14 protein-coding genes are annotated in these 26,438 nt (G+C 39.9%); 5 read left to right on the forward strand and 9 right to left on the reverse strand.

Annotation, left to right across the window (positions count from 1 at the left end):
• Positions 1-157 precede the first annotated feature (157 nt).
• Together H4J39_RS11995 and H4J39_RS12000 are read left to right on the forward strand one after the other, a co-directional pair.
• Positions 158-592, forward strand: a complete 435-nt coding sequence (locus H4J39_RS11995; RefSeq protein ID WP_182228606.1) for an Rrf2 family transcriptional regulator — start codon at positions 158-160, stop codon at positions 590-592.
• Positions 593-1,290: 698 nt separating this feature from the next.
• Positions 1,291-2,271: a helix-turn-helix domain-containing protein gene (locus tag H4J39_RS12000; protein ID WP_182228607.1), complete on the forward strand. Its 981-nt coding sequence runs from the start codon at positions 1,291-1,293 to the stop codon at positions 2,269-2,271.
• Between the two features lie 379 nt (positions 2,272-2,650).
• Here H4J39_RS12000 and H4J39_RS12005 read toward each other — a convergent pair whose 3' ends face one another.
• The 4 genes from H4J39_RS12005 to H4J39_RS12020 all read right to left on the reverse strand — a co-directional run bounded on the left by H4J39_RS12005 (position 2,651) and on the right by H4J39_RS12020 (position 7,697).
• Positions 2,651-3,130, reverse strand: coding sequence for a hypothetical protein (locus H4J39_RS12005; protein WP_182228608.1), 480 nt, complete (start codon positions 3,128-3,130; stop codon positions 2,651-2,653).
• 163 nt (positions 3,131-3,293) lie between these two features.
• Complete coding sequence (locus H4J39_RS12010) at positions 3,294-5,702, reverse strand: ABC transporter permease (protein ID WP_182228609.1); 2,409 nt, start codon at positions 5,700-5,702, stop codon at positions 3,294-3,296.
• A gap of 1 nt (position 5,703) precedes the next feature.
• Complete coding sequence (locus H4J39_RS12015; RefSeq protein ID WP_182228610.1) at positions 5,704-6,417, reverse strand: ABC transporter ATP-binding protein; 714 nt, start codon at positions 6,415-6,417, stop codon at positions 5,704-5,706.
• A gap of 23 nt (positions 6,418-6,440) precedes the next feature.
• Positions 6,441-7,697, reverse strand: a complete 1,257-nt coding sequence (locus H4J39_RS12020; RefSeq protein ID WP_182228611.1) for an efflux RND transporter periplasmic adaptor subunit — start codon at positions 7,695-7,697, stop codon at positions 6,441-6,443.
• Positions 7,698-7,981: 284 nt separating this feature from the next.
• On the opposite strand from H4J39_RS12020, the gene H4J39_RS12025 reads away from it, so the two are divergent.
• The 3 genes from H4J39_RS12025 (at position 7,982) to H4J39_RS12035 (ending at position 11,265) form a co-directional block, all read left to right on the forward strand.
• On the forward strand, positions 7,982-9,424 hold the full coding sequence (locus tag H4J39_RS12025) for a sigma-54 dependent transcriptional regulator (RefSeq protein ID WP_182228612.1): 1,443 nt from the start codon (positions 7,982-7,984) through the stop codon (positions 9,422-9,424).
• A gap of 48 nt (positions 9,425-9,472) precedes the next feature.
• The gene (locus tag H4J39_RS12030) at positions 9,473-10,816 is read left to right on the forward strand and encodes a PAS domain-containing sensor histidine kinase (RefSeq protein ID WP_182228613.1); all 1,344 of its coding nucleotides are present in this window, start codon (positions 9,473-9,475) and stop codon (positions 10,814-10,816) included.
• 173 nt (positions 10,817-10,989) lie between these two features.
• Positions 10,990-11,265 (forward strand): HU family DNA-binding protein, encoded by a 276-nt coding sequence (locus H4J39_RS12035; protein ID WP_182228614.1) that lies wholly within the window; start codon positions 10,990-10,992, stop codon positions 11,263-11,265.
• A 431-nt stretch (positions 11,266-11,696) separates the two neighbouring features.
• Here the strand turns inward: H4J39_RS12035 and H4J39_RS12040 are convergent, their stop codons facing one another.
• The 5 genes from H4J39_RS12040 to H4J39_RS18965 are packed head-to-tail and all read right to left on the reverse strand — an operon-like array spanning position 11,697 to position 26,235.
• Positions 11,697-13,937 (reverse strand): thrombospondin type 3 repeat-containing protein, encoded by a 2,241-nt coding sequence (locus H4J39_RS12040; RefSeq protein ID WP_182228616.1) that lies wholly within the window; start codon positions 13,935-13,937, stop codon positions 11,697-11,699.
• Between the two features lie 10 nt (positions 13,938-13,947).
• Positions 13,948-23,199, reverse strand: a complete 9,252-nt coding sequence (locus H4J39_RS12045) for a hypothetical protein (protein ID WP_182228618.1) — start codon at positions 23,197-23,199, stop codon at positions 13,948-13,950.
• Positions 23,200-23,210: 11 nt separating this feature from the next.
• Entirely contained in the window at positions 23,211-25,052 is a 1,842-nt protein-coding gene (locus tag H4J39_RS12050) for a hypothetical protein (protein WP_182228620.1), read from the reverse strand.
• A 53-nt stretch (positions 25,053-25,105) separates the two neighbouring features.
• A complete protein-coding gene (locus H4J39_RS12055) occupies positions 25,106-26,089 on the reverse strand; it encodes a peptidyl-prolyl cis-trans isomerase (RefSeq protein ID WP_182228622.1) in 984 nt (327 codons plus the stop codon).
• Positions 26,086-26,235, reverse strand: coding sequence for a hypothetical protein (locus H4J39_RS18965; protein WP_220462188.1), 150 nt, complete (start codon positions 26,233-26,235; stop codon positions 26,086-26,088). Before H4J39_RS18965 ends, H4J39_RS12055 begins: the two co-directional genes overlap by 4 nt.
• Positions 26,236-26,438 lie beyond the last annotated feature (203 nt).

Consider the following 26,438-nt stretch of genomic DNA (forward strand, 5'->3'; position numbering starts at 1 on the left):
CTGACAAAATAATTTTTAAATAGATAAGCTAAAGTCAATTGACGAGCTACCCGGCATATCTTAAAGTCTACTCAAATTTTTGGGCTTGGGCCGTTTTTTAAAGCACAATAATCCAGATTTATGTTTAGAAATATGTAGAGTACTAAAAGGAAAATATATGCACTTAACTCGCCATACAGACTACGGAATGAGAATTCTTATCTATCTCGCTCTTTTGCCCAAAAATGAAAAAGCCAGTATTGATGCTGTTAGTACGCTATATAATATTTCTAGAAACAACGTTAATAAAATAGTGCACCAATTAGGTAAAGCAAAAATTATTGAAACACAGCGGGGAAAAGGTGGGGGATTTTTCTTAAAGTTATCGCCTGAAAATATAAATGTTGGAGATATGGTTATTTTAATGGAGAGTACTTTAGAAATTATTGATTGTGAAACACAAAAATGTCGGATATTACCCGCTTGCAAATTCAAAAGTATTCTAAATGAGGCAAAAGAGTCTTTTATCAGTACCTTAAATAAATACACTTTAGCTGATTTAGTGGCAGGCTCTAGAGATGATCTTAATAATATATTTGAATTATCGCTTTAAAAATAGTGATATATTGCTGAAATTATATGGTGAGTTGAGGTCTTTTTTTTTGTTCTTAAATAAAAAGCATTACTTTGTAATTAAGTTTTTACAAACCTATATTATTAACAATTATAATTTTGTTAACCTTCAACATTATTTAACAAAAACTCAAACCGACTAATTAAATAAACTGTCACTCATGCTACAAAGCTGGCCTAATGTAGACACGAATTTGTCTTAATAAATAGCCATTTTTGAATTATTAACGCTCACTTTGTGCGCAAAGCGGAAGTCTCGGTGTCGTAGTAGCTACGGTCTGCTTTAGGGCTCATTGATACCGTTCACCTTCGGTTATTGAACGTTAACTTTGAACCTTAAACAGTCAGTAATGAATCCAAGTTCAAGATCACTTAGTAAACATAAAAGACTCTAGCATACAAAATTAGCTCTAGTGGCACACGGTTAATGCATTGTGCTGATAGAGCTTTTATATATAGAAATTTGCCATTATATTAATAATCTACTGATAGTTAGGAACTATATTCGGGTTGGAGTTTTTAAATAAAACCAGCTTATCGGCATAAAAATAACATTAAAATTTAAACACTTAGACTAGTTGCAACTGCTGGTTGACAAATTAACAACCTGACTTGCTGGTCTGCAACCACCTGAATTTTTATGCTTACCACTCAACTACAGATGAAGGAATGAACTTTATGATATTAGCAGAAAAAATTGTTAGATTAAGAAAACAAGTTGGTTGGTCGCAGGAAGAATTGGCTGAAAAGATGAATATTTCTAGGCAGTCAGTCTCTAAATGGGAAAGTACTAATAGCATACCTGATTTAAATAGAATAATTATATTAGCAGAGCTTTTTGACGTTTCAACCGACTTTCTGCTGAAGGATAAAATTGAAGCATTTGATTCCCTAGATGAAAGTAAAGAGCCTGACACCATTCTAATTAGCTTGGAACAAGCGGCGAAGTATATTGAAAATAAGATGGAAGTGTCAGCCTTAATTACTAAGGGGGTTATGTTTTGTGTCTGCTCAGTAATACCACTGTTTTTCTTCTTGGCAATGGCTGAAACAAATAGATTAAATTTGACAGGTGATATCGCAGCAGCAATAGGAGTTGCGAGTATTTTGGTTATGATCTCTATTGGCATTAGCTTTTTTATCAAAATCAACCAATATGAAAGTGATACCGATGTGATAGATAATGAAGCCTTCGAGTTGGCCTATGGTGTGCACGGTGCTTTTAAAGAAAAATTAAAAAAGTTTAGAGTTACTTATAATCGAAGGCTGTCAGTAGGTATATTTATGTTCATTTTCAGTTTTGTCCCTCTGATGTTTGTTAGCATATTTGCTAATGGTTCAGATACAATTTTAATGATGTTAATTGTACTGCTCCTTATGATAGCCGCAGGAATATTCATTGTAGCTCCTGTCTCTGCTAAATATGATGCCTACAACCATATTCTAAAAGATAGCTGTTTAGCGACCACTAAAAGTAAACGTACAAAACGCGCTGAAAAGCTTGCTGCATTCTACTGGCCTTTGCTAACAGCTATATTTCTTGGCTGGAGCTTATGGACGATGGACTGGGGTGTAACTTGGATTGTTTGGCCTGTGGGGGGAGTACTTTTCGCTGCACTGGTTGGATTAATGGAATTGTTAGATAAAGAAGAGCTTTGAAAGTGAGGTATGTCTTATCGGCGTTACAAAACACCTAATTTGAATCACTCACTAATGCCTCGAATGTGGAATAGTATACGTGTTATGTAAGAAATTTTATGATCACAGAGCTGACATAAAATCTCTTACATAACGATGCTATTCCTAATAAAAAATGGCCTATTCATGGGGTACTTACTGCTTGAAACTTGGAAATACTGGATGTTAATGCTATTTCGTTAGGCGGCGTTATCGAGATAAAGAGGAACCTAGCCAACTGTAGAAGAGCTTGCTTGAATGGTTTGTATATTGCACTTTATTCCAAGCCAATTAAACACCTTACATAATAGAACTAATTAAACATAGGGCGACCTCTGTGACAATACAACCACTTGAAATCTTAGTTAACGTATTTACCATAAAGTTTATTTTGAATTGGCCGTTTAACTAAATAAATAGCTCCGCTAGCTTTCATTTTTTTGATTGTGCTAAAAGGAATATAATCGGGTATTAACTTAAAATAATTATGGTTATTTAAATCATCGTGTTTAATGCGATTGACTACTGAATTTTTCCATTGATAGAAAACCCTTCCATAAACTATAGCCACATTATTACCCGTAACACTTACCACTTTAGCTAATCTATATTTGTGTTTACGTTCTAAATTATTACTGAGTAATCTCATGTCTAAAAAATATATATCATTAACTTGAGGGGTTAAAATTAGAACCGAAGCTTCAATTTGTTCTGCATTATCAAAAGCATATTTTTCATATCCGAAATACGCAATCACAAATAAAAAAATCAATAATACAAATTTATTTAACGTGATTGATAACGTTTGCTTTAGATGTTCTGATCCGAAGACATGTGGCACTTTAATTAATCCTTTTAAAGTTAAAAATATCTGGACAAGCTATTAACGGGGAATTGTAGTTGGCTAAAATTTCTAGGTACGATCGTTAGCCAACTATATTTTTCCCTATTGAGCGATTGTTATAAACTAATCGCTCAAAACTAATAAACCTTAACGTTCATTACTATTCGTCACGTAAAGTAAGTGAGGGTCTGCTACTGGCCGCTTTAAAGGCCAAGCTTGCCACGGTAAGCCAAGTGATCACAGTAATCATTGCTGCGGCAATAACGTAAACCCAAACTGTTTGCTCGATACGTTCATTAAAGTTAGCTAACCAGTCACCGATCAACCAGTAACTAAGTGGATAGGCGATAACAATACTTATTGCCACTAATAGTAGGAACTCTTTTGCGAGTAAGTTCACGATACTTAAACGTGACGCACCTAACACTTTGCGCATCGCCACTTCTTTCTGACGGCGAAGAGTAGCAAACGACGCTAAACCGAAAGTGCCTAAACAGCTGAGGAAAATGGCCAACAAGCTAAAAAGAGTGACCATTTCTAATGCCCTGTGTTCGTTTTTATGGGCGTTGGCGTAATCATCAGCAAGCGTGGTTATTTTTACGTCACTTAAATGTAATTCTTGGCGTATTAGCTGACGAACTTGACTGCGTAGCTTAGCCATATTGGCATTGCTCGCCTTAATAATGATATGTCCTGTGCTAAGGGGGCCGTAAAACCCCAAGTTAATGGATATTGGCAAAGCTTGTTGCCGAGCCGAGCCAACTTTAACATTTTCAATAACGCCAACCACTTTAGCGGTAAGTTTAGATTCTGTGTCCATCAATGTCAGGCCAATAACTGACTCTGGCGATGGATAACCAGCTAATTCCACCATGCGGCGACTGACTAATACTCCGACAGTGCTATTTTTTGCATCATCAATCTGATACCAGTCACCACTGAACTGAGGCGAAAAATCACGACCGGCAAGCAGTGTAAGTCCTAAGGTTTCAACCGCATAATAACCAGTGGCTATCGTAGGTTGAGGGCCAGTTAATGTTTCCCCATTTGGCCAACTTAAATACAAGCTACCTTTAATATCATTGGTTAAGTCGATACTAGAAAGAGTTACTTGCTCAACTCCTGGGAAATTTCTAATCGAAGTCAATAAGCTGTTATTTTTTTGTGTGTATAAGGCCTCAGAAGGTAGCTCTTTTATCACCAAACGTGATGATTTTTCATAACCAACGGCTAGGTTGTCAATCAAATTAATCTGCTGAGATAAAAAAATCGCGGCAATAATTAAACCGACAGATAAAGCGCCCTGTAAACACAGGGTTAGTTTTCTAACAAAAACAGCAGTAGCGCCTCGTACTAAATCACCACTGAGTACACGTTTGGCACTAAAAGAAGCGACAAATAGCGCAGGATAAAGGCCTGACAACAAGCCTATGGCTAAGATCAAAATACTAGCTGATAATATAAAACCAGAATTCAAACTAAGCTGCCTATCCACCATTTGATTAAATACGGGTAAGCTCGTTTCTACTAGAGTAAAAGCGATCAAGGCTGCCAGAGTTACTACCAAAAATGATTCGGTTAGAAACTGGCCCACTAATTGCCATTTGCTTGCTCCTAAGGCCTTACGAACACCCACTTCTTTAGCACGTTTAGCCGATTGGGCAATATTGAGGTTGATAAAATTGATACTAGCAATCACGATCAACATAACACTCAAAGCAATGCAAATTTGCAATACTGTCGATGATCCACCTTCTTTCATCACAAACGGCCCATTGCTTTTTAAGTGTAAATCTTCCATGTTTATTAAGGTCATGGTTATTGTGCTACTCCCCTCTTGGCCCCATGATTTGTGTAACTTAGTGGTCAATTGTTGCTCAAAACTGGCTATGTCGGTATTAGCTAAAAGCTTGTAATAAGCATAACCTTGCCCCTCTTGAATAAACTTAGCTGGCATGTGAATTAAACTATCAAACTGAGCATGGCTATTCTGTGCTAAATCCTTAAAAATAGCGCCGATAGTATATTGGCCTTGCTGATTTTTTAAAGTGCGACCAACCACTAGAGACTCGCCAAACAAGCGCAATGCCTCTGATTCACTTAATACCAATTGATTCGGTTGTGTTAAGGCCTGAGTGATATCACCGGCGATAATATCTAAGGCAATGAAGTCGAGAATATTAGTGCTTGCGCTATAAAAGTTGTTCAGCCGATAATCATTGCCATCCACTTGTACTAGTTTACTCCCTCCTAGATTAAGCCGGCTGAGATCATCCGACTTTACTAATCTAAATATATCTTCTACCTGACTATGGTTTTTAAATGTTTCGGCATTACTATAACTACTCTGTGAAATTGCCTGTAATCCTATCGAGGTCCAATCAGTATGCGCAAGGTATACCCGTTCGCTGTCTGGCTGATGTTTGTCATAGGACAATTCATGCTGTGCAAACAACGCCATCAAAATAGCCGCGGCGATACCGACACTAAAGCCACTGACATTAAGAAAAAAATGTTGTTTGTCTTTTTTAATAGCGCGTAACGCAGTAACAAAATAATTAACGATCATGTTAGGCAACCTCAGACTGCATATCCACTTTTATACCAACTTGATTAGCTTTATCAAGCATGATTTGACCATCAAGAAGTCGCACTAGTCTATCGGCATAATCACCCTCTTTTTCTGAGTGAGTGACCATAATTACTGTGGTGCCTTCTTTATTGAGTTCACGTAACATCGCCATAACTTCATCACCGTTTTTTGAATCTAGGTTACCCGTAGGTTCATCGGCTAAAATCAGTTTTGGGTTGATAACTAAAGCACGAGCAACGGCGACACGCTGTTGCTGGCCGCCAGAAAGCTGTTGTGGTAAATGATCAGATCTGTGGTCAATACCAACGCGTTTTAAAATCGCTTCAACACGCTGTTTACGTTCACCCTTACTAATCTTTTGGTATTGCAGTGGCAGTTCTACATTTTCATAAACGGTAAGTTCATCGATTAAGTTAAAGCTTTGAAAGACAAAACCAATTGAAGCTTTACGTAACTGAGCTAACTTTTTTTCATTGAACTTGGCGATATCACAGCCATCAAAATCAAAACTGCCTGAGGAAGGAGAATCGAGCATACCCAATATCGATAATAAAGTTGATTTACCACAACCGGATGGGCCCATAATGGCCACAAACTCTCCTTCGTTTACAGTTAAGTTAATATTACTTAATGCGGCTGTTTCTAGATCTAACGTGCGGAAAATACGGCTTAAGTTATTTATTTTAATCATTATTGTTATTCCTTTAATTCTAATTAGTTTAATTGCAGCTTTTGCGCTTTATCGAAATTGCCATAGCTTGATGTGATCACTTTTTCGCCTAGTGACAAGCCTGACAATACTTCAAAATACTTTTGATTTTTTTTCCCTAAGCTAATTGTTCTTCGAACCGCTTTACTACCCTCTTCGTTAAGTACATAGGCCCAATTCCCACCACTATTGCTAAAAAATGCACCACGTTTAAGCAATAAAGCTTGTTCTTTGTCACCACCTAACATCAATTCAACATTAATGTTTTGTCCACGTTTTATGTTGCCAGCATCGGTTGGTAGATCAACTTCAATTTGGAATTGTGATTGATTAACTCGGCTATCAATTTTGCTGACTTTAGCCATAAAATCACCCGTTTCAAGCTCAACCATAACGGCTAATCCACGTTGTACTTGGCTTAAATAAAACTCATCAAGGCGAATGACTAATTTGTATTCATTGGGGATATCAATTTGTCCGAGGCGGGCACTACGTTCTTTTGATTCACCAAGTTCAACATTGAACTCACTTAAATAACCTGAGACGGGGGCTTTTATTAACAAATTGTTTAAATTTTCACGGGCAAATTGTAGGTTTTTTTCTAGCATAATAGCGCTTTCTTCTAGCTGATGTACTTGTACTTTACGTATACTGTTTTCTTGTTTCTGACGCTCCATGGTTAGTACTTTTCTGGCTTTATAATAATTTAGATCATCTTCTACTTCTGCGAGTCTATCTTTGGCCAACAAGCCCTTTTTGACCAAAGTTGATGATTGTTTTGCACGTCTCTTTAAGTGGCTGATCTGTAATTCAACCTCTAATAAGTCACGGCGTAAATCTAATCGACTTGTTTCCATATTCATTTGGGTGTTACGCAGAAAATTGAGCTGCTCTGTCACTTGTGCTTCTCGCCCCATCACATCAAGCTGCAAGTTTGTGTTACTTAAACGCACTAAAGGTTGTCCTTTTTTAACAAAATCACCTTGTTCAACTAAACGTTGTTCTACACGGCCACCCGAAGTGGTATCAAGGTAAATGGTTGTTTTTGGTACAACTTGACCACGCAAACTTAAAGCATCGACAAATGTACCTTGAGTCACTGAGCTTATAGTTAGGGTATTTATCGCTAAGTTATGGCTACGTCCTTCTGTACTTGATTGACTAAAGCTATAAGCCGCGAAGGTTATAGCAAAAATAATCACACCGTAAATACTATGCTTTACATACTTTTTGAACGGAGATTTGATTATTTTTTTATCCATTTAAGTTATCCATTTAGTGTCTTCCTATTAACTCGCGTTTAGCTTTATAAGATATTGATGCCCTAATTATCAATTGTTATTACAAGACTTGTGCCAAAAACCAAAACACAATCAAATACAATAAAAACAATAACTTAATTATTCTCACTTGATTTTACCGACAGCTAGAGGCGTCCATTAATGGTACATAAACCAGCAAAGCGTCCATTTATGGACAGGCAATTACTAGACGCCTTTATCAAATATAGGTAGACTAAAAAAAATGCTAAAAATGGATAATAACAATGAAGCAAGCGGGTTCAATTTTAATTGTTGATGACAACCTTGATGTTTTGATTGCTGCCCAATTATTGCTTAAGCAACATTATCAAACCGTGGTAACAACAGATAATCCTTTTGACATTGAAAAGATGATTAACGAGCAGAAAATAGAAGTTATATTGCTGGATATGAACTTTAACCATGATGCGATAAGTGGTCAGGAAGGCTTTTATTGGCTCAAGTCAATTTTAGCCCAAGACTCGTCAGTAGTTGTTGTGCTAATGACGGCTTACGGTGATATTCAATTAGCCGTTGACGCTATAAAAGCGGGTGCTTCTGACTTTATTGCCAAACCTTGGAAGAATGAACAGCTATTAGCCGTAATTGCCGCGGGCTTCGCTCATGCTCAAGATAAACAAAAAGTAGAAAAACTAACTCGAAAAACCTTAGGGTTAAATCACGCGCTAAAAGGTAAAAACTTTGATTTTTTAGGCCAAAGCTCTGCAATGCAACAGGTCTTTAACACCATTAAAAAAGCGGCTGAAACGGATGCTAATATTTTAATTACCGGTGAAAGTGGTACGGGTAAAGAGCTAGCAGCACATGCTGTGCACTTAGCAAGTAACAGAAGTGATGAAGCTTTTATTAGTTTAGACATGGGGTCGATAGCCACAAGTTTATTTGAAAGCGAACTTTTTGGGCATAAGAAAGGTGCATTTACCGACGCTAAAGCTGATAGAACAGGTCGATTTGAGCTCGCCCATGAGGGCAGCTTATTTTTAGATGAATTGGGCAACCTCCCCTTGAGTCAACAAGCGACTTTATTAGCCGCCTTGCAAAATCGTCAGATCACCCCTGTTGGTGGTACAAAACCGATAGATGTCAATATTCGACTCATCTGCGCCACCAATGAAAACTTGCCTCAAGCGGTGTATGAAAACCGTTTTAGACAAGATTTACTTTACCGCATTAATACCGTAGAAATACGCTTGCCCCCCTTACGCGAACGAGTAGATGACATTCCCTTACTTACTGAATATTATCTTGAGCACTTTAGCCGTAAATATAAAAGAAACTTGTCTATTGAACCCGACGATATGAACCTGCTTTGCCAATATGCTTGGCCCGGTAATGTACGAGAATTGGCTCACGTAATTGAACGTTCCGTTATCTTAAGTGACTGTGGTGTATTAGATGTTTGTTCGGTAATAGGCGCAAACACAACTACAAAAACTGAAAAAGAAGCTATCGACGAAGGAACTAATTTACCTGATATATCTATAAAAAATGAGATTGATACTGGTATTGATAATAGAGTTTACGACTGCTTCAATTTAGAGATATTAGAGCAACGCGCTGTCCGTGCTGCCCTTAAGCATCATCAGGGAAATGTTACCCAAGCGGCAAAGGCACTGGGCTTGACGCGTGGTGCTATGTACCGTCGTTTAAAAAAACATGATCTATAATTGATCTCCAGTTATTCCCCTATTACTTAATTTAATGAAATCTATCTTATGAATTTTTTATATAATCGCCCCACGTTATTATTGGTCATTAACCTTGTTGCTTTACTGGCTTGTATTGCATTGCTGACCTGGATTTACAATACGATTGGCATGTCTTCAACTTTACTTTTGGTACTCGTGATATCAATTTCATTAACAGCTTCATTACTGACCTGTTTTAAGCGCCAAGATCAACAACTTATACAAGTGGTAAGAGCGCTAGCTAATGGTGATAATACCTTGGGATTTAGCCATAATCACCCCATGCGCCAGCATTTTCATGGGGTGAAACAACAAATGCAATCAGCACGGTTTGCTGCCGAGCGACAAAGCGAATTTTTAAAAGCGTTACTGGTACATGTAGATCTTGCTGTTATCGTTTTCGACGATGAAGGTAATGTTATTGAATCTAACCCCGCGGTTACGAAGTTATTAGGCAAAAGTGTCGGCCATGTCAATGAACTTAGTCATATTGGTACTATTATTTTAGCCGCACAGAAGAACTTGCATAGTACAGTGCAATGGCAACATGGAGAGCAGGAAGACACGTTAACGCTGCAAGTGAGTATTGCTGAAATACAGGGAAAAGAGGTTAAGATTGTTACCTTACAATCAATTCATGAGTTGTTATTAAACAAAGAACAACAGGCTTATAAACGACTTACTCACGTACTTACGCATGAAGTTGCCAATACCATAACCCCTTTAGCTTCTATTGCACAAACTTGTCAGGGATTAATACCCAAAGATCTTAGCTTTATTGATGAAGAAAATAAACAAGATTTAACCTTAGCACTCAATACTTTAGCTTCTCGTACGCAATACTTAGGTGAGTTTATCGCTAGCTTTCGACAAATTAGCAGCTTACCGATGCCAAATTTAGTCCCGACTCAATTAGCTACTATTTTAACGCGAATCGAAATACTGCATAGACAGCAACTTAGCGAATGTAATACCACCCTAACGATTGATATACAAAATAAACAATTGGTCATGTTAGACAGTGCTCAAATTGAACAAGTACTTATTAACTTGATTAAAAATGCTATAGAAGCGGTAAAATCACATAGTAATGAACAGTTAAAATTAGTAGGGAATTATGTGGTTAATAATCATATATCAATAACTGTCGCCCAAAACAATGCGCAACAACTCTACGTTGAAGTTGCTGACAATGGTTCAGGTATTGGTGAGCATGTAATAGAGATGATTTTTGTGCCTTTCTTTACGACTAAGCGGCAAGGTTCAGGTATTGGTTTGAGCCTTTCTAAACAGATTATGATCAATCATGGTGGAGACTTAGTTTATATCACTCGTGCGAAAGGTGGATGTTTCAGGTGTATATTTGGTTAGTTTAGGTAAGAGTATTTAAGTACATAACGAACAGGCAAACCATAAAGGCTAGTTTTTTAACCTTTCTGAGTTAGTCCTAGGCATTAACTACGACTAATAGAAGACAATTTATATTGCTCTATTCACTGTTATTTTTTAGTATGTTTATAACAACAATAAAAGGAATAATAATAATGAACAAAAGTGAATTGATAACTAAAATATCTGAAGGCGCAGACATTTCAAAAGCTTCTGCTGGTCGTGCGTTAGATAGTCTAATTAGCTCTGTTACGACTGAATTAGCCAATGGTGGTGATGTAGCGTTAGTTGGTTTTGGTACTTACAAAGTAAATGACCGTGCAGCTCGTACTGGTCGTAACCCTCAAACTGGTGCTGAAATACAAATAGCTGCAGCTAAGGTACCTGCATTTAAAGCAGGAAAAGCATTAAAAGACGCTGTAAACATATAGTTGTATTTAATAGCTTGAACGACTTTCTAAGCCGCTAAGAAAGCGGCTTTTTAATTTTACAATAATGCATATAAACTAAGCCATATCTATCTCTGTTCAAGGTAGCTTATTAACATATAAAACACATATACCAGCCATTTATAAATCCAACATTTTCATCTTAACTATTATTTACATACAACAATGGGGTTTTATCATAGCTGCTTCGAACAAAAGTAAATGTGTTGGTCAGAAAAAGCATTTAAATTCGAATAAATTTGGCGTATTCGAATAAATTTAGAAATTAAAAAGACACAAACTTTTTTAGTAGAAAAACCATTTTTATAAAAAGTTAATATTCTCTTAAAAAATAAGAGATAAATAGCCTATCCAATTGAAAACAGACTATTTACGACCATTAGAAGCCCTAACTATAAATACAGAGCAATTTATCAGATCACAACCTTTGATCTGAATAAAATACGACGATTACAAGTAAAAAACAGAGCAAGTAGAAACAATAGACCAAAGTCAAAACTACCACCGCTGCTACTTTTACTAGATTCTATTGGAATTGACGGCTCAGGTGTTGGAGGTGGTGCCTCGGTAACAATCGGTGATTGTACGCCACCGGGGTCAACAACTGTTTTGTTTGCTTTGCCATCAGCATCATTCACTCCACCATCTTCTATCTCAAGCATTACACACCAATACCCTGCAACTAAACCTTCTACATAAGAGCTGTCATTTGACGCAGGACAGAAGCCTATAGCTCCGGGCGCTGAATATAATATATTTTTATTATCTTCTACAAATTGATGCCAGCTTAAATCCTCGATATGTAATTTAGTATAAGTAGCCTCATCAGGAATGGCTGCTAATTGAGGGATAATAATTTTTATTGAAGCACCTGATTCAGAAATACCTGAGACACGAAAGTCAAAAATACCACCATTAAAAACTCTACTTTCTTCTTGTAAGTTAGGAAAAACAGTTTGCAGCTCCGCCATCGATATCGAAGGCGAACTATTTCCAACATTCAAGGAAACCTCATTTAATGAAATCTGTAAGCCTATCTCAGTTTCCATTATATAAGCATTACTCACTTGTGAATTCGCTCGCATTAAATGTATTTGTGCTATTGCATCCATATATTGCGCAATACCATCGCCATCACTATCGTGAAAACCTTCAATATTATCAGCAACCCCATCTCCGTCACTGTCAACGTCTGTTAATAAAGGCGCTTCCTGTAGAAGTTCAATATAGTGTTCAACGTTAGTATTATTTCCTTCACTGTCAGTTACCAGCAATGAAATTTTATATATTCCAGCTGTCAGGGCAGTTGAATCGACAGCTAAAATAGAATTAAGTGTATCTCCATCAACATCTACTAAGTTACTATCACTTAACGACCAATCATAACTATGGGTATCTTGTATATTTGGGTCTTCTACTACCGCTGTAACGTTAATATTTCCCATACCGATAACAACAATATTTGTCTTTTGATTATCTTGTTCAACAACCAGTTTGACACGAGGGACAATGTTTTCTTCGGTGATACTGGCAACAAAAGTATTTTTATTGCCAACAACAGCATTGATTGGTGTACCCATAGTGAAAATAATAGACTCAATATTTTCCCCCGATATCATATCGTCAACCACCAATAATTCAGTACTACCAACCAAACCACTATCAATCTCAATTTGACTTTCTATTAACGTATAGTCAATTCCATTTGCCTCAGCAGTGCCTGTGACGACAAAAGGTATGGTTACAGGGTATTTCGCAGCATAACCGTTTAATTCTACTGTTACGTTAACTCGCTCACCTTCCGCGACCAATTTATTTGCATAAAAGTTAACTAAGGGATTTACCATTAAAATTTGTGTATCGATTCCTTGATTGCCCTCAGCATCTGACGATGTCCAAGTTACGGTATATTTACCCGGTGCATAAAATCCATTTCCATCGGGCAATGGGGTCAATTCACCATCTTTTTGATCAAAAGCAGCCGAAACACCTAAATTTATCGGGGTATATAATCCTGTTGCTGAAACAACAAGTGTCCCTGGCGCAATAACTAAAGGTGGCTGTTCATCCTTTTGAATATCAGTTCCGGCTAAGAATTCACTTAAATTATCTATACCATCACCGTCACTATCTAGAAGTGCATCCGAAGCATCAAATGGGTTTAATCCGTTTGCTAATTCAACCTCATCAGGTATACCATCACCATCAGAGTCGTTAGCCGTTAAATCATCCTCCTCATGAAGATCAGAAGAGAGCAGTGATATGTTAAATTCAGTTGCTACTCCTTGCTCCTCAATCACCATTTCTCCTACTTTGCTGACGAGACTTCCTGAATGATAATGTAATGTCAACGTATCACCAATACGTGCAATTTTTTCAGTTCGCGCATTTAACGAATCTATCAAAATATTCAATACATAGCGGTTTTCAATAATAGGATTATCTCCCAAACGGTAACTTGCAATTTCTTCACCATTATTTTTAACGACAATAGTGACATGAGTATCAGTCGAGGTTAACAATAGACTATCGAGAGAAATAGAACCGTAAAATAAATTGTCAGGTTCAGGTATCTCCGCTTGGGTGAAGTTCGTTTGCAACAATAGACAAACCATTAAACATTTTGTCAATGTGAACACGTTAATTTGTTTCATTGTCATCGCCTTAATTCCCTGAATAACCGTAGGTTTGAAAGTGTAAAAGAATATCAGTAATACCAGAGCCATCACGACTAACCTCATCGGGTGTTAATTGCCCGTGAATAAAGCGATTTAGTCCTTCGTCTGAGTCATTCTGCAAAGTGCCGCCAGGAATAATCAGCATCCATTCGGTATTCCACACCGATCGTCCAACCAAACGAGAATCACTGATCGATTGTGACGGAACATATTCACCACTGTCGTGATAGGCCCTAAAGCTCGACATTCGGCGGATATCACCATACGTATCGCTTAAAGAGTCATTGGCTGGGATCCACTCAGGATTCGTTAAATCAGATGCTCCTAAAGGAAAAGGTGCAGGCAATTTTTGGTCAACAACATGCCATTCTCTGGTTTTAAAATCATCCCCTGAGGGCGAACGTAACACATCCATACCTACAGGTATTAGATAAACCCGTGGCGTATTAGACAATGCCGCGCCGTCATAACCTTCAAACCAAGTGCCAACTGCGCGCACTTTAGTCGCAAAGTTAGTCGGGTCGTAAGCACTATCTCCACCACCGAGTTCATGGCCAAAAAAGTTCAAACCAAAGGTCACAGTGGTTGGAAACCTGATCACTAAGCCGGGCTGTGCACCTGAACTTTCTACCGCGAACGGGCGCGCATAGCGTTTAAATTCAGGGATATCCCAAAGGTTAGCTACTCGAGCATCTTCTAAAGTTTTGCTCCATGCTTCATCATTGCCCGCGAGTCTAAAGAGCTCTTTTCGTAGCGAAAAGCGATTTTCTTCAACTTGGGGGTTGTTGAAGCCTAACTGGCCGCGATAAAGATCAAAATTCTGTGTTAGCCTCGCCAGCACATCGGCTAACCCTGGCGTTCCTGCAATTGGGACACCGTCAATCACTTGCCCTAGACTGCGCTGACGGACAATATCGGCAAGAAACTCACGACCCGAGCCTGACTCATTACCCAATAAATTGGTTTCATAATCATAGGCTGCCGCGGCTAAATACACATAGCGGGCCGCTAAGTCGAACTGAGCACGATATTTAGCTAACGCATCATTGCGGAAAATACGGAAGGTCATGTCATTGTAACGAGACTGTTGAGTATCACCTGCAGCGCTGACTCGAAAGGATCTCCGCTCTTCCAACAAACGCTGACCCTCAGCAAGTTTTGCATAATAATTCCCTAGACTTTGGTTAACTACTTCACTTTGGGTAAAAAGCTCTATACGTAGCACAGCCTCTTCCCGCCAAAGTTTTTCGAGCTCTTTAATTCGTTCCAATAAGTCAACGTTGATTGTATCAGCCAGTAAGTCAATCTCACTCTGAAGCTCTAAGCGTTCTGATATTTTTTCAAGTCCAAGTTCGACAATCTCGCCACCAGCTTCTATAATCGACCATTTCGTTTGGGCTCCAAGAAAACCAGCTAAAATAGCGCAACGCATACTCGATGTCCCATCAACAGAAAAACCAACTGATCTTGGAAAGCACTCTGATGTTGCCTCTCCAGCTTCTTCGAGTATTTTACCTGCTTCTCTTGCCGTTGCACTGACACCTCGCGCAGTTACCATGGCAACATCTAAGGTTACAGAGTAATCTTGTCTCGTTTGTAAAATATCAATAGAATCAATATTCAAGTCATACTCTGCTTTAACTAGGTTTGCAGCCCCTTCTATTTGTTGAATTAAACTTTCATGTTGTTTCAAAACGCGTTGTAATTGAGCCTGAGATTGAAGTAAATCAGACAACGCTACTTGTAGTTGCCCTGGTGCACGTCGTTTGCCCCATGCAGTTGGGGCGACAAATTTCCAATCGGCGCCCTTCGCTTCTGGGAAGTCGACCTCTAACACATCGCCAGCATCAACATTGGTATATGCTTCACTCAGAGAGTCAGAGTCAAATACGAAGCTTTTTTCGCCACCAAATGGCATGCCTGAGAAGAAACCTGTAAAAGATCCATCCGGTTTAGGCAAATCTCCGGTTAAATCGCTACTGACATACATATAATGATAAAGATCAGGGCCGTCATAATCTGAAGGATAGGTTTTCCCCCCCCCTATATCACCAGCGTAGGCATAACCAAAGATTTCGATTAATCGATTTTTAAAGCCTCGTTCTTGTTCATTCACCAATGATGTCAAGTTATCAACATCATCTTGAACCTGTCGCAATGATTGCGTTTGTTGGCTAGCGTGATCAAAAACTTTTACCGCGTTATCTAAAGCCTTTTGAGCTCGGCTAGCAATTTGGTCGAAATGGTTCTGTCCCTGCACTGAAGAGCTTACTTGCAAGAAACTAGGGTCGATATCAAATGGCACTACGCCTTTAGCTAAACCCAAGGGGTTTAAACCCGCATCGGCCTTATCTACCTGCGCTTGAATCGCATTGAAACCAGCAATTATCTGACTTAATTCAACCACCGTAGTTCGATCTATTTTTTCAATACCTTCATTACTGGGATTAGGGTCTTCCGCTGGCAATATAGCGTTGGCGGTGAGCCAGTCTAAATAAGCACCCTGCCCAGAACGACGTCCCCAGCCATCCAAGCCCCAAGCGCGTTCTCGATCATTATCTTTATAACCTTGCCATTGCCCTGACGGAGCTTCAACATACTTGTCACGATAGGTAAGATTAACAATTTCTGCACCGGTGCGAGCTTTGGCGGCGGCGGCCGCAGCAAACTTACGTTCGTCCATATAATCAATTTCAATCGGCACACCAGCAACCAACACAGATTCGGCTCTAGGTACCCAGGTATAATTGGGTTCTTGCAGTAACTCATAGCGACTTTTCACCGAGGTTAAATAATGACCCCACGCATCACCATGCCCTTGCGGGTATAATATACGAGCATCAGTTTCATTAATAAATCCATCAGAATTTTGATCGGTAATTCGATAACTTTGCGCATAAGCAACTTCTCCACTACCTTGGGTAAAGTTCCAGAACAATCGGTTATTAACAGGGTGTCCCGCGACGCCAGCACGGCTATCATCACGACCGCGTAACAAGACCAACTCTTCTTCTAAAGGCGAGTCCAACTGATTTTGAAAGGTAAAGATGGAAGAGGCTAAGCTGCCTACCTCACTTTTTGTATCAAAACCAATGGTTGGATCTTGCGCATCAGCATAAGCCTCATTACCCAATAACATATATAAATCACCAATACGGGTCGACGCATTCAACAACTGCGTATTGGCAGCAATATCATTGAAACCAGAACTAATGCTTAAATCTTTACCCCTGTTTAGTACAGTTTGATAAGCCTCGATTATTCCAACGCCATTAACAACATCAGGATCAGGATTAAAGGGGATCGGACCATTAAAAGGTTCACCTGCTTGTGCGATCATACTACTGATAGTACTGATTGCATCGGTATGAAAATTTTGTACCCGTTGATCAAAGGGATTTAAACCCGCAATAACACGTTTTATCCACCCAGTGGCTAACATAGCTTTAGGCGCATTGGCTGGCTGCGATGGGTCACCTGCCCAAGGGCTGGGTATATTATTGTTATCGCCTACAGACAGACCACTTCCTACCCCTTTACCACCATAACGGGCAATAAACCAATTATCACTTAAGGTTAACAAGCCAGGACCAGAAATAGTGACATCTAACGCACCGGCTCCAGAATCATCGTGTCGTATCCATGGTGATTCAGGCACAAAGATTCCATCAGGTGCCGCAGGTTGGCCACTTGAATCAGGCTGGTAATACCACGAAAAATCAATCGTATTTGGGTCACCAGCAAAGTCAGCGGTATGACGTAAGGTTAATGCCTCTTCAAAAATATTATCCGACGGTACTATCCAAATACTCCCTTGATAAACCCCATCACTGGTATCAAGTTTTATTACCTGCAAGCTCACCGGAAGGCTACTCAAACTAGGATGATTGTTGAAGGCAACAGTAATATAACCTTCGCCAGCAGGTCGACCTGCGGTAAGCGCCATAGGGGTTCCTAGCATAGCTTGAGATTCCGCAATAGTTCTGTCGATTGCGCTAGCTAAAAACTGTCCGGCGGGTAAGCTAAAAGTACTATCATCTAAGCGATCATCCTTGCCGTTTTGGTTGGCATCGACAAAGTTCTCTTCCTTTTCATCTTCATCTTCACTTTCAACTCCAATAGCGAAACCATCACCATTCTCATCAATGCCAACGCCTAAGTATTTGGGTTGTAAGCCAATCAAGTAATTTGTATCAGCAAGTTCATCTGAGCCACCACCTTCACCATCATTGGCAACCAAGTCAAGTTGGTTCGGATTGCGAGTCAGATGGTACAATGCCCACAGGGAGGCTTTGAAGTCATCATTCACCCCTTCCAATGCTAAAATTTGATCTCTTTCTCTGATAGTCATTATATTCGGTAATAAGTGCGGGTCGCCTATTTGGCTATCATCAAATGTGCCTTTAAAGCTCAAGGTTTGATTAATTTCGTCGTAACTTAAACGTGAACGAAGCACAAAAGGCAGTCCTGTAAAAAACTTTTTCCCCTGCAAACTAAAGGTCGCTATAGCGCCATTTAGCTCAAGTAAAGGTACACTTCGCGAGCTAAGCGGATCCATCAGTTTAACTAAAGCATCAGCAACATCACCACTGCTGGTTTCTACTGTTTGGTCATAGATAATCTGAGCGGCAGCTTGTCCGTTTATAGTAGGTAAATAACAGGCTTTTTCTGCCTCTGCGCCATTAGAGCAAGTGACTTCTTTTGAGGTAAATACGGTTTCACCCGGCTTTATCAAAGGCACAGATTCCGGCCATTCAAAACGATACTCAATATTTATTGGCTTATTAATTTCTGTACTTTCTGTCGTTCCAGCTAACTGATCTAACCAAGGGATACAAGTTCCAGCTTCAACATCAGGCACACCGTCAGAGTCTAAATCGTAATCAAAATATTCTTGTAACGGGTAATAATATTGAAGAATAACGGTGCCCGCAGCCCGTGCCCAAGTAAAACCCTTATGGTCTTGCCAAGCGGCAGTGTCTGGATCTTGTGTAATTTTATTTTCTTCGCAAACCCCCATACGTGTCAGTGGTTGGGGTAACTGTAAAAGTAAACCCGCCGTGTGACGATAACGGTCATTGGTCTCGCCAGGAGCAAAGGGGTCCTCATTGGTACTAGATTCAATAGCCAATACTTTAAATGCCCATTGTTCAGCATTTTCCGCGTCTTGATATTTCACCAAAACATAAGGGTCAGAGCCCAGCCTTGGATTTTCGCTTTGTATCACGCTATTTAAATCATTTCGTAATACAAATACGGTCTCATCCTGTAATAACGCATGTTCTTCATTTGGATTATAACCGGCTGCATTTGGATTATTTTGTCGATAAATAACAGGGTTGATCATGTTTTCTGTTAGTTCAAAACCCTGCTGGTTAGCAATAACTATCGAACTAGGGCTTTCTGGCCAAGTACAATCATATTTAACGGGTGTGTCAGCCCAGTATTGCCCCATAGTATTAGCGGTAAACCAAACCACACCCATATAATCTTCTACTAAATCTCCAGCGCGTTTATTAACTGGAATAATAGAACCAAAACCAGCGCTATGAATTGATGCATCGAAGCGCGATAGTGAATTCACGACATGGCCATTTCTGCCACTTAAGTTATTATGACGTTCATCTATTAATGGCTGACCAATTTTGCAACTGTCATCGTCAATGTCGACAATATTTTCATCGTGCCAATCTTTCGTGTAAACCACTTGAAACACAGAGGTTTGCGTTTGAGTGTTAGATGCTTGACCTTCATCCACAAGTGTATATTGCAACACTACATAGGGTGGCTGCCCCGCATTAACAGGTGGGCGATTAAACATTTTACCTTGGCCAGTTGTCGTCACTAAATTATTTGAATTAGCGGGATACACCACACCACTGAACAGTAACTTTTGCCCTTCATTACCTATCTGATTTGCGGGCTCTAGCGCGACTGAAGTGCCTGCTATATGAGTTTGCACTAAATTACTTGTTTGGACGGGAGAGCCCAGCGTAGTGACACGAGTTTCAACCTGGGGATCTGAACTGACTTTCCATTCAATAGTAACAATACCCGGTGCTTCACCTATAGCGTAGAGCTTTCCTTCAGATGGACTCCAATAAAGATAGCTAGAATAGTCTGACACTAATACGCCATCTATTTTAATATCAGGTTGTATTGCTAAGGCGCCATCAGGCAAGGCTATTGCTTCAGCTATTTCCCAGCTTTGCGGTATTAACCACGAGCCTGACACAGCATCTAATAATGAAATATAGCCATCGCGAGGCTCATCGTATTTATTAATGATTTGGCTAGGAAGTTCTGCCGCGCTTAAACCGCTAATATCAATATCCATCATTGCGCCCGAGCTTGCGGTATTGGGAATTACACTATTAGTTAGTGGCGTATTAAATTCCCATAAACCTTTGAGGCTTAAATCACTTGAGGTAAGTGGTCCCCGCTCATATTCAGGACCATTGGGATCGACCAGTCGCAATGCATCTAAGGAATACACTTCAGCATTTATGTAGAGATCATCAACAAAACCGTTGAAAGGTTTTAGTGTGTCGTACCCTACTAAAGTGCTGCTTGTTTGCCCAAAAGACACCGCTTGTGCAGCAAAGCCACTGTATTCGATGCCTCCAAATTCATATAGCCATTCACCGGTGTTATTTTCACGATAAATTTGCCCACCATCGACCCAAACTGTTGCTCTAACGGCATTGTCAAAATCACCATATATTTCAAGCGCTCGATTAAGTTTAATGGTATGCCATTGACCACTTTGTAGCGGCGCATTTAATTTGAATTTAAAAGCTCCTTCGGTATTTTCTACACGGTCTTCAATGAGAGTTATCTCCGTTGGCGATTCCATAATTAAGTGGAATCTGGCGTTATCACTCATTAACACTTGCGGATAAGCTGTGTCGGCATTATCAGCAAACCATACTTTAAAACCAAGTTCATAAACGGGTATTTGTTGTGTAACCGTGTCATGAGGAATCGGCATTAAAATAACATTATCGACACCATCAAAACTAAGCGCCAAATTGCCAAAATTAGCAACAATTGAAGGCCTCCGCTCTGCACTAATGTCTGTTAATTGAATATCATTGTTGCCTAAAGTATCAGTTAAAACGGTACCTGTGTTATTAGACTGGCGGAAGTTCCATTGGCTTTTTTTGATATGAGGACTGTAATAATTTGTTAAAGTACTATCCACCGCCTCATATTTTCTATAGTGAGTGAGGTTAATCGAAAGGCCAGTCAGCAGGCCTTTAAAACTAGACATCATCGTCGTTTCTGACTCAGTAGATCCTGCACCAAAATACAAGTTATCAGGTAACAACGGCACTTCAAAACCCGTTTGGGCATCGAGAGTTTTCAACCCTAAAGACGCTCCACCAACAACTAGCTCAAATGTGGTGGAAAACAAGTCATCTGTTCTATAAGTTGCCGACTTTCCTCGCTTGAGGTGTATTTTGTGCCAAACATCGTCGTTGATGGAAAATCCGAGTGGGAAGCTAAGCTCAGTAACGTTATCTGGATTGACTTTAGCTTCATAAATGTTATTTGCAGTTATTTCAATCTCGCGACCAAAAGACTCGCGGATCTCCAGGGTTTGAGGATCGCTCATCCATATCTGTAAGGTTTTACCATCTTCCCCAGAACTTTTCACCAGTGACAGCGGAAATTGCGCGTCTGCTGGCATTTTTACGTTAAACGATAATTCATAATCTCGTAAATATTTACCGGGTATTCTGTCAGGCACTGCAAAAGCAAGATAATCATCTTCCCCGTCAAAACTTAAGGCACCATCCTGCGAACCAACAATACTGTCATTAAAACGCTCATAACCCGAAGTAGAACCCGCAACAAATACGGTATTTCCAGTGGCGCTCAATCCAATACGTGCGTTTTTTTGTGCAATATAGTCTTCTTCGTCGTTAATTATTGTAGTTGTGGTTGCCCATTTCCAGCCGAAAGGGTCAGCACTTCTCTCATTTGCCGACAGTTTGGCGACAAATAAAGAAGGTGTTGTTACTGCTCTTAATTGTTTCGCTTCGTCAAGATCGGTAAAAATTGGTGCGCCAACATAGGCACCTGAGATATACACGTTCTGTTCGTCATCAACTGCCAACCCACCTAGGTCAGTACTGAGATGGTCCATGTACCTAACGGTATAGGCAGCAGGTTTAATAAATAACGAACGGTTGTCAACTTCACCTAAAATGCTTTCAGTACCACTTCCACCGTCTAAGCGTTTGACTAAGCCCGAAGCACTATAATATACGTCGCCTTCAATATCGGTAACGATGTCGCCTCTATATTGAATATCGTCGACTTGTGTTAACCATTGACATGTCCATACGCCATTAATTTCTTGGTATTTTGAGACAAATACCCACGACTCATAAGGATAAACACCACCACTTGCTATATTGGTACCACACCAAGACCCCGTCTGATTTGATGCGCCGGCAATGACACCCAATACATAGACTTCAGTCGCTGATGATGCCGCTATTCGGCTAACCTCTTGTCTATATAATGGAGCCCCACCTTCGACCATCTTACTGGCTAAAGAGTTGCCATCAGCATCAATACTTTTGAAGTATCCTTTCCATGACTTTGCGACCGCGGTATAACCCCCAAAGAGTTCACTGGCAAATTCTGGTTGCTGCTGTGCATTAATGGTCGTTGTTGTAGACAAGGCTAAATCGACATCATTTTTGTCATCTTCATTATCTGGCGCCGTAGTTTTCGCCCAATCCTTACTCCCTCCGGCAAAAAATTTGCCTGAAAAACCAGTATGCGCACTCAAACTAGCCTCTTTGTCGGTTCCGAATGTTGCAGCGCCCGCGCCAATATTACCGTTAATATAAATAGCGTTTTCGTGATCGATCGCTACTGCATTAACCGTATCGTCGTCCGTGCCACCAACTGTTCTTACCCAATTGAGATTACCACCACTGTTATAAGACGCTACGAAAATATCTTTGCCGCCAGCTGATTCTATAATGAGTGGCGCAGCATCACTGCCAAGAGGAAAGTAGTTTTTGTTTACAAACATGCCAACAACAATAATATTACCGTTGCTATCAACAGCCATGTCGATAACTTCTTCATCACCGTCACCCCCAAATTGCACTGGCCATGCTGCCATACTATTTTGTAGTGGTGCAATAATAATGAACAATACCCAGGCTAACTTTAGGCACCAATTATTGGTTTTATGTGGTTGTATAGTTTTCATTGGTTGATGCCTTATTGGTTCAATTTATCGATTTGAGCCGCGTGTCGCAGCGTAAAGGTGCCTGCAGCAATAATGGGTGATTTGTGTAACCCATCAACCACTTCTCTGTAAGTTCCACCCTTAACGTCATAGCCTGCGCCGAGTCCGTTTTCGATAGATTCAAAGGTAAATTCCATTTTTCGATTTAAAGCATAAGCCCTTGATACCACTTGCCCATCTATGATTTTTTTACCATGCTGTGCGTGATAAATATGACCAAAAGGGTTTGTTGGCGCTGTGGCAGCTAAATTCAGCTGGAAAGTTACATGGGTATCTAACGAGCCGCCTCCGTCCATGTCCATACTGGTGATTTCTGTGCCTGAATCATCCAAACCAAAATCATAGGCCATGGTGCTAACACGTTTACCAACGGCTTCTCCATCTCGCAAAACTATGCCGGTATAGTCGGCTATGAGTGAGTCATCGGTAAGTAAAACGTAATCACCGACAGTGCCATCAAGATTTTTTTTACGCATTTGAATGACATCTTTAAGTAAGCGCACTTGTGTGCCGTCGCGATGCATAATGACCCGAAATGAAAATTCATCCGCAACTGGTGTCAACACGTTACCGGCATCTTTGGTAATAGGAATACCTTCCTCATCCGTACACAAAGCAAAAGTTTGAGCGGGAAACTCTGTTGTTGTTAATACAGGCTCACCGTTGATAACCTCAGACGTTACAACGTCATAAGCCTCGATATCGCAGTCATGCCTATAATTTTGCACTTGCGACACTTGGTCTATTGTCACTGTGCCTATCCACAAAGAATTAAGCTTAGGAGCAGAAGCACTTACCGGAATTAACCAACGGCTACCAGCGGTTCCAATAACTTCGAGCGTTTGATTGAAGTTTTCTGGCGTAAAATCGGCACGTCGTACTCCCAACGGAAAACGCAATTCGCCACCTGCAGGAATGGTCGAGTTCAAACTCGAGGGTAAAGCTAACCATCGTTGATCGGCACTTAAATCTTCATTGGGATAAAACATGCCCAGAGCGTCACCAATAATTTTTACTGACACAGCTTGTGCTGATTCAAGGTTGTTTTTTAAACGGGGTGTCAAACTCTCTAAAGTTGTGCTGTACTCCAGTCGATTTAATTGTGGTAAATCAACATCTAGGGGGCCAGTAAAATCACTACCGGCCTGACTGAAAATCCAATACGCCACATCGGGTTCAATTGGCGTTGTTAGCGCGTCAACCAAGTGCCAACTGTTGTTAATTAAACGATAGATAGGTTGCCCTTTATGTGCCGGTGAGCTCGCCATAAAATCCGAAAAAGTCGGAGGATTAGTAGGGTCAATATGAAAACCCGTCAAATTAAATGACTCTGGCTCCCAGTTTGCTTTTGGCACTACGGGTTTACCACTAATGGTCAACGTAGCGTTTTCACTACCGGCCAGATTAACAAGGTAAGCGCGATTAGACGAAACGGCAAATAGGTTAGTTAGAAACGATTGCTGTGCTTGCGGCGGAAAATATCGTAACCAACCAGCTGCACTGAGTAAGTTTTCAGAATCAGGATCCTGAATAAAATCAATTTTTGAGCGATGAGCTAGCCAAGTCCACACGCTGTTTATTTGTGGCCCAGTTTCATCAACTAAGTCGCTAAATACAACCTCCGTTGCACCCTCGTTTGGCTCGACTTGAACATAAATAGCATTCCATCCGGGTACGAGAGCAATAGTTTGAGTACATTGACCACCTTCTACACAGCTAACATTTGCCAGTGATGTACCACTGAAAATAATACTGCTTAAGAATATTGCAAACGACACGCTAATGCTGGCAAAAGGGGATATTGACTTAATCATTATTCGACTCCGAGTAAAAAGGTCTGGATTATTATTTTTGGGTATAGCATCAGTTAGCCTTGTGGTAATAAAGGTGATGCTTGTTTTTTTGCAGGTAACTGTGCTGTATTAGAAAGATCAATTTCTTGCATTGCTTGTTGATTAATAACGAGCGGTGCTGCTAATTCTTGTAGTGAAAGCAACCAATCAGATTCGATCTGTTTACGTTTATTCTTTGCTATTAGGTTATTAATATTGCCAGACACCTGCGCTAGCAATTTTTGATGTTCAGGCTTTATGTCAATAAGTTTTAATAAATAAAAGCCATCAATAGCTTGTACTAATGGCGATAACTTAGCTTCAGGGGTGAGTTGTGTAAGTGCTGTAGCAATAACAGCATCAAATTGCCCTTGGTTGCCCGAAGTTAACCAACCCACATCACCACCACTGTAGCGTGAGGCTTGGTGCTCAGAATATTTCGCCGCCAGAGAGCCAAAACCATTTATCGAATCAGGTAAGGTTTTCGCTAAGCTATACACCTCTTCAGCAGTGGTTTTTACCGATGCGTATTTTTCTGGTGATGCTTGTGGGGATAGTGCCAATTGGATCATGGCAAAACGTGTCATTGCAGGTGTGGTGTATCTAGCGATGTTGTCTTGATAATAAGCGGCAATTTCATTGTCAGTTACGTTGACTTCATTAAGAAGCTGGTCGAGTTGATTCTTTCTAAGCTTTGCCACCATAAGGTTCTCAAAGGCGGCTATAATTTTAGGGTCAGTATTATAACCAGCGCGCATGGCTGCAATTACTTGTACTTCACGAGCAATCATTTCATTGAGTACGAGTTGCTTTTGTTGCTCGCTGGCCATCTGTTGTCGAATACCACCACTACGTAACTTAATACGCTCAACGAGGTCGACCACAGAAATGGTTCTCTCAGATATACTTGCTACTAGCGTTTTATCTAGAACTAGAATTTCATTTTGTACAACGGGCGCTTGAAAAAAATAGGCCAGTAGTGCGACTAGGCAAAATGCCAATATCACGAGTACTTTCATACATTGCCCCAAGAGACATTCAATGGAATGTTAATAACCATTGAAGAAAGAAGTACACAGGTGACCACCCATAACTTAGTTGAACTGAAGTCAGGCTTATACGGAAAACTTATCGTTGAAGGGGAAGATATTTCTGGATTTTTCATGGTAAACGTCCATTTTATTCTATTGATGCTTTATAGCGACAAACCTATGTCATTTATCCGAGTATACATTGACCTTATGCACCTATAATACGCTTACCCTTACCAGCGTATAAGTCCCCATAGGTCTACCTACCACAGACTAAAGTCTGTAGTTAAACTCTATCTAACTGAAAATTATGATATTTATACTTTATTGTAATACA

The sequence above is a fragment of the Colwellia sp. Bg11-12 genome, from assembly GCF_014076955.1.
In the GTDB taxonomy this organism is placed as follows: Bacteria; Pseudomonadota; Gammaproteobacteria; order Enterobacterales; family Alteromonadaceae; genus Colwellia_A.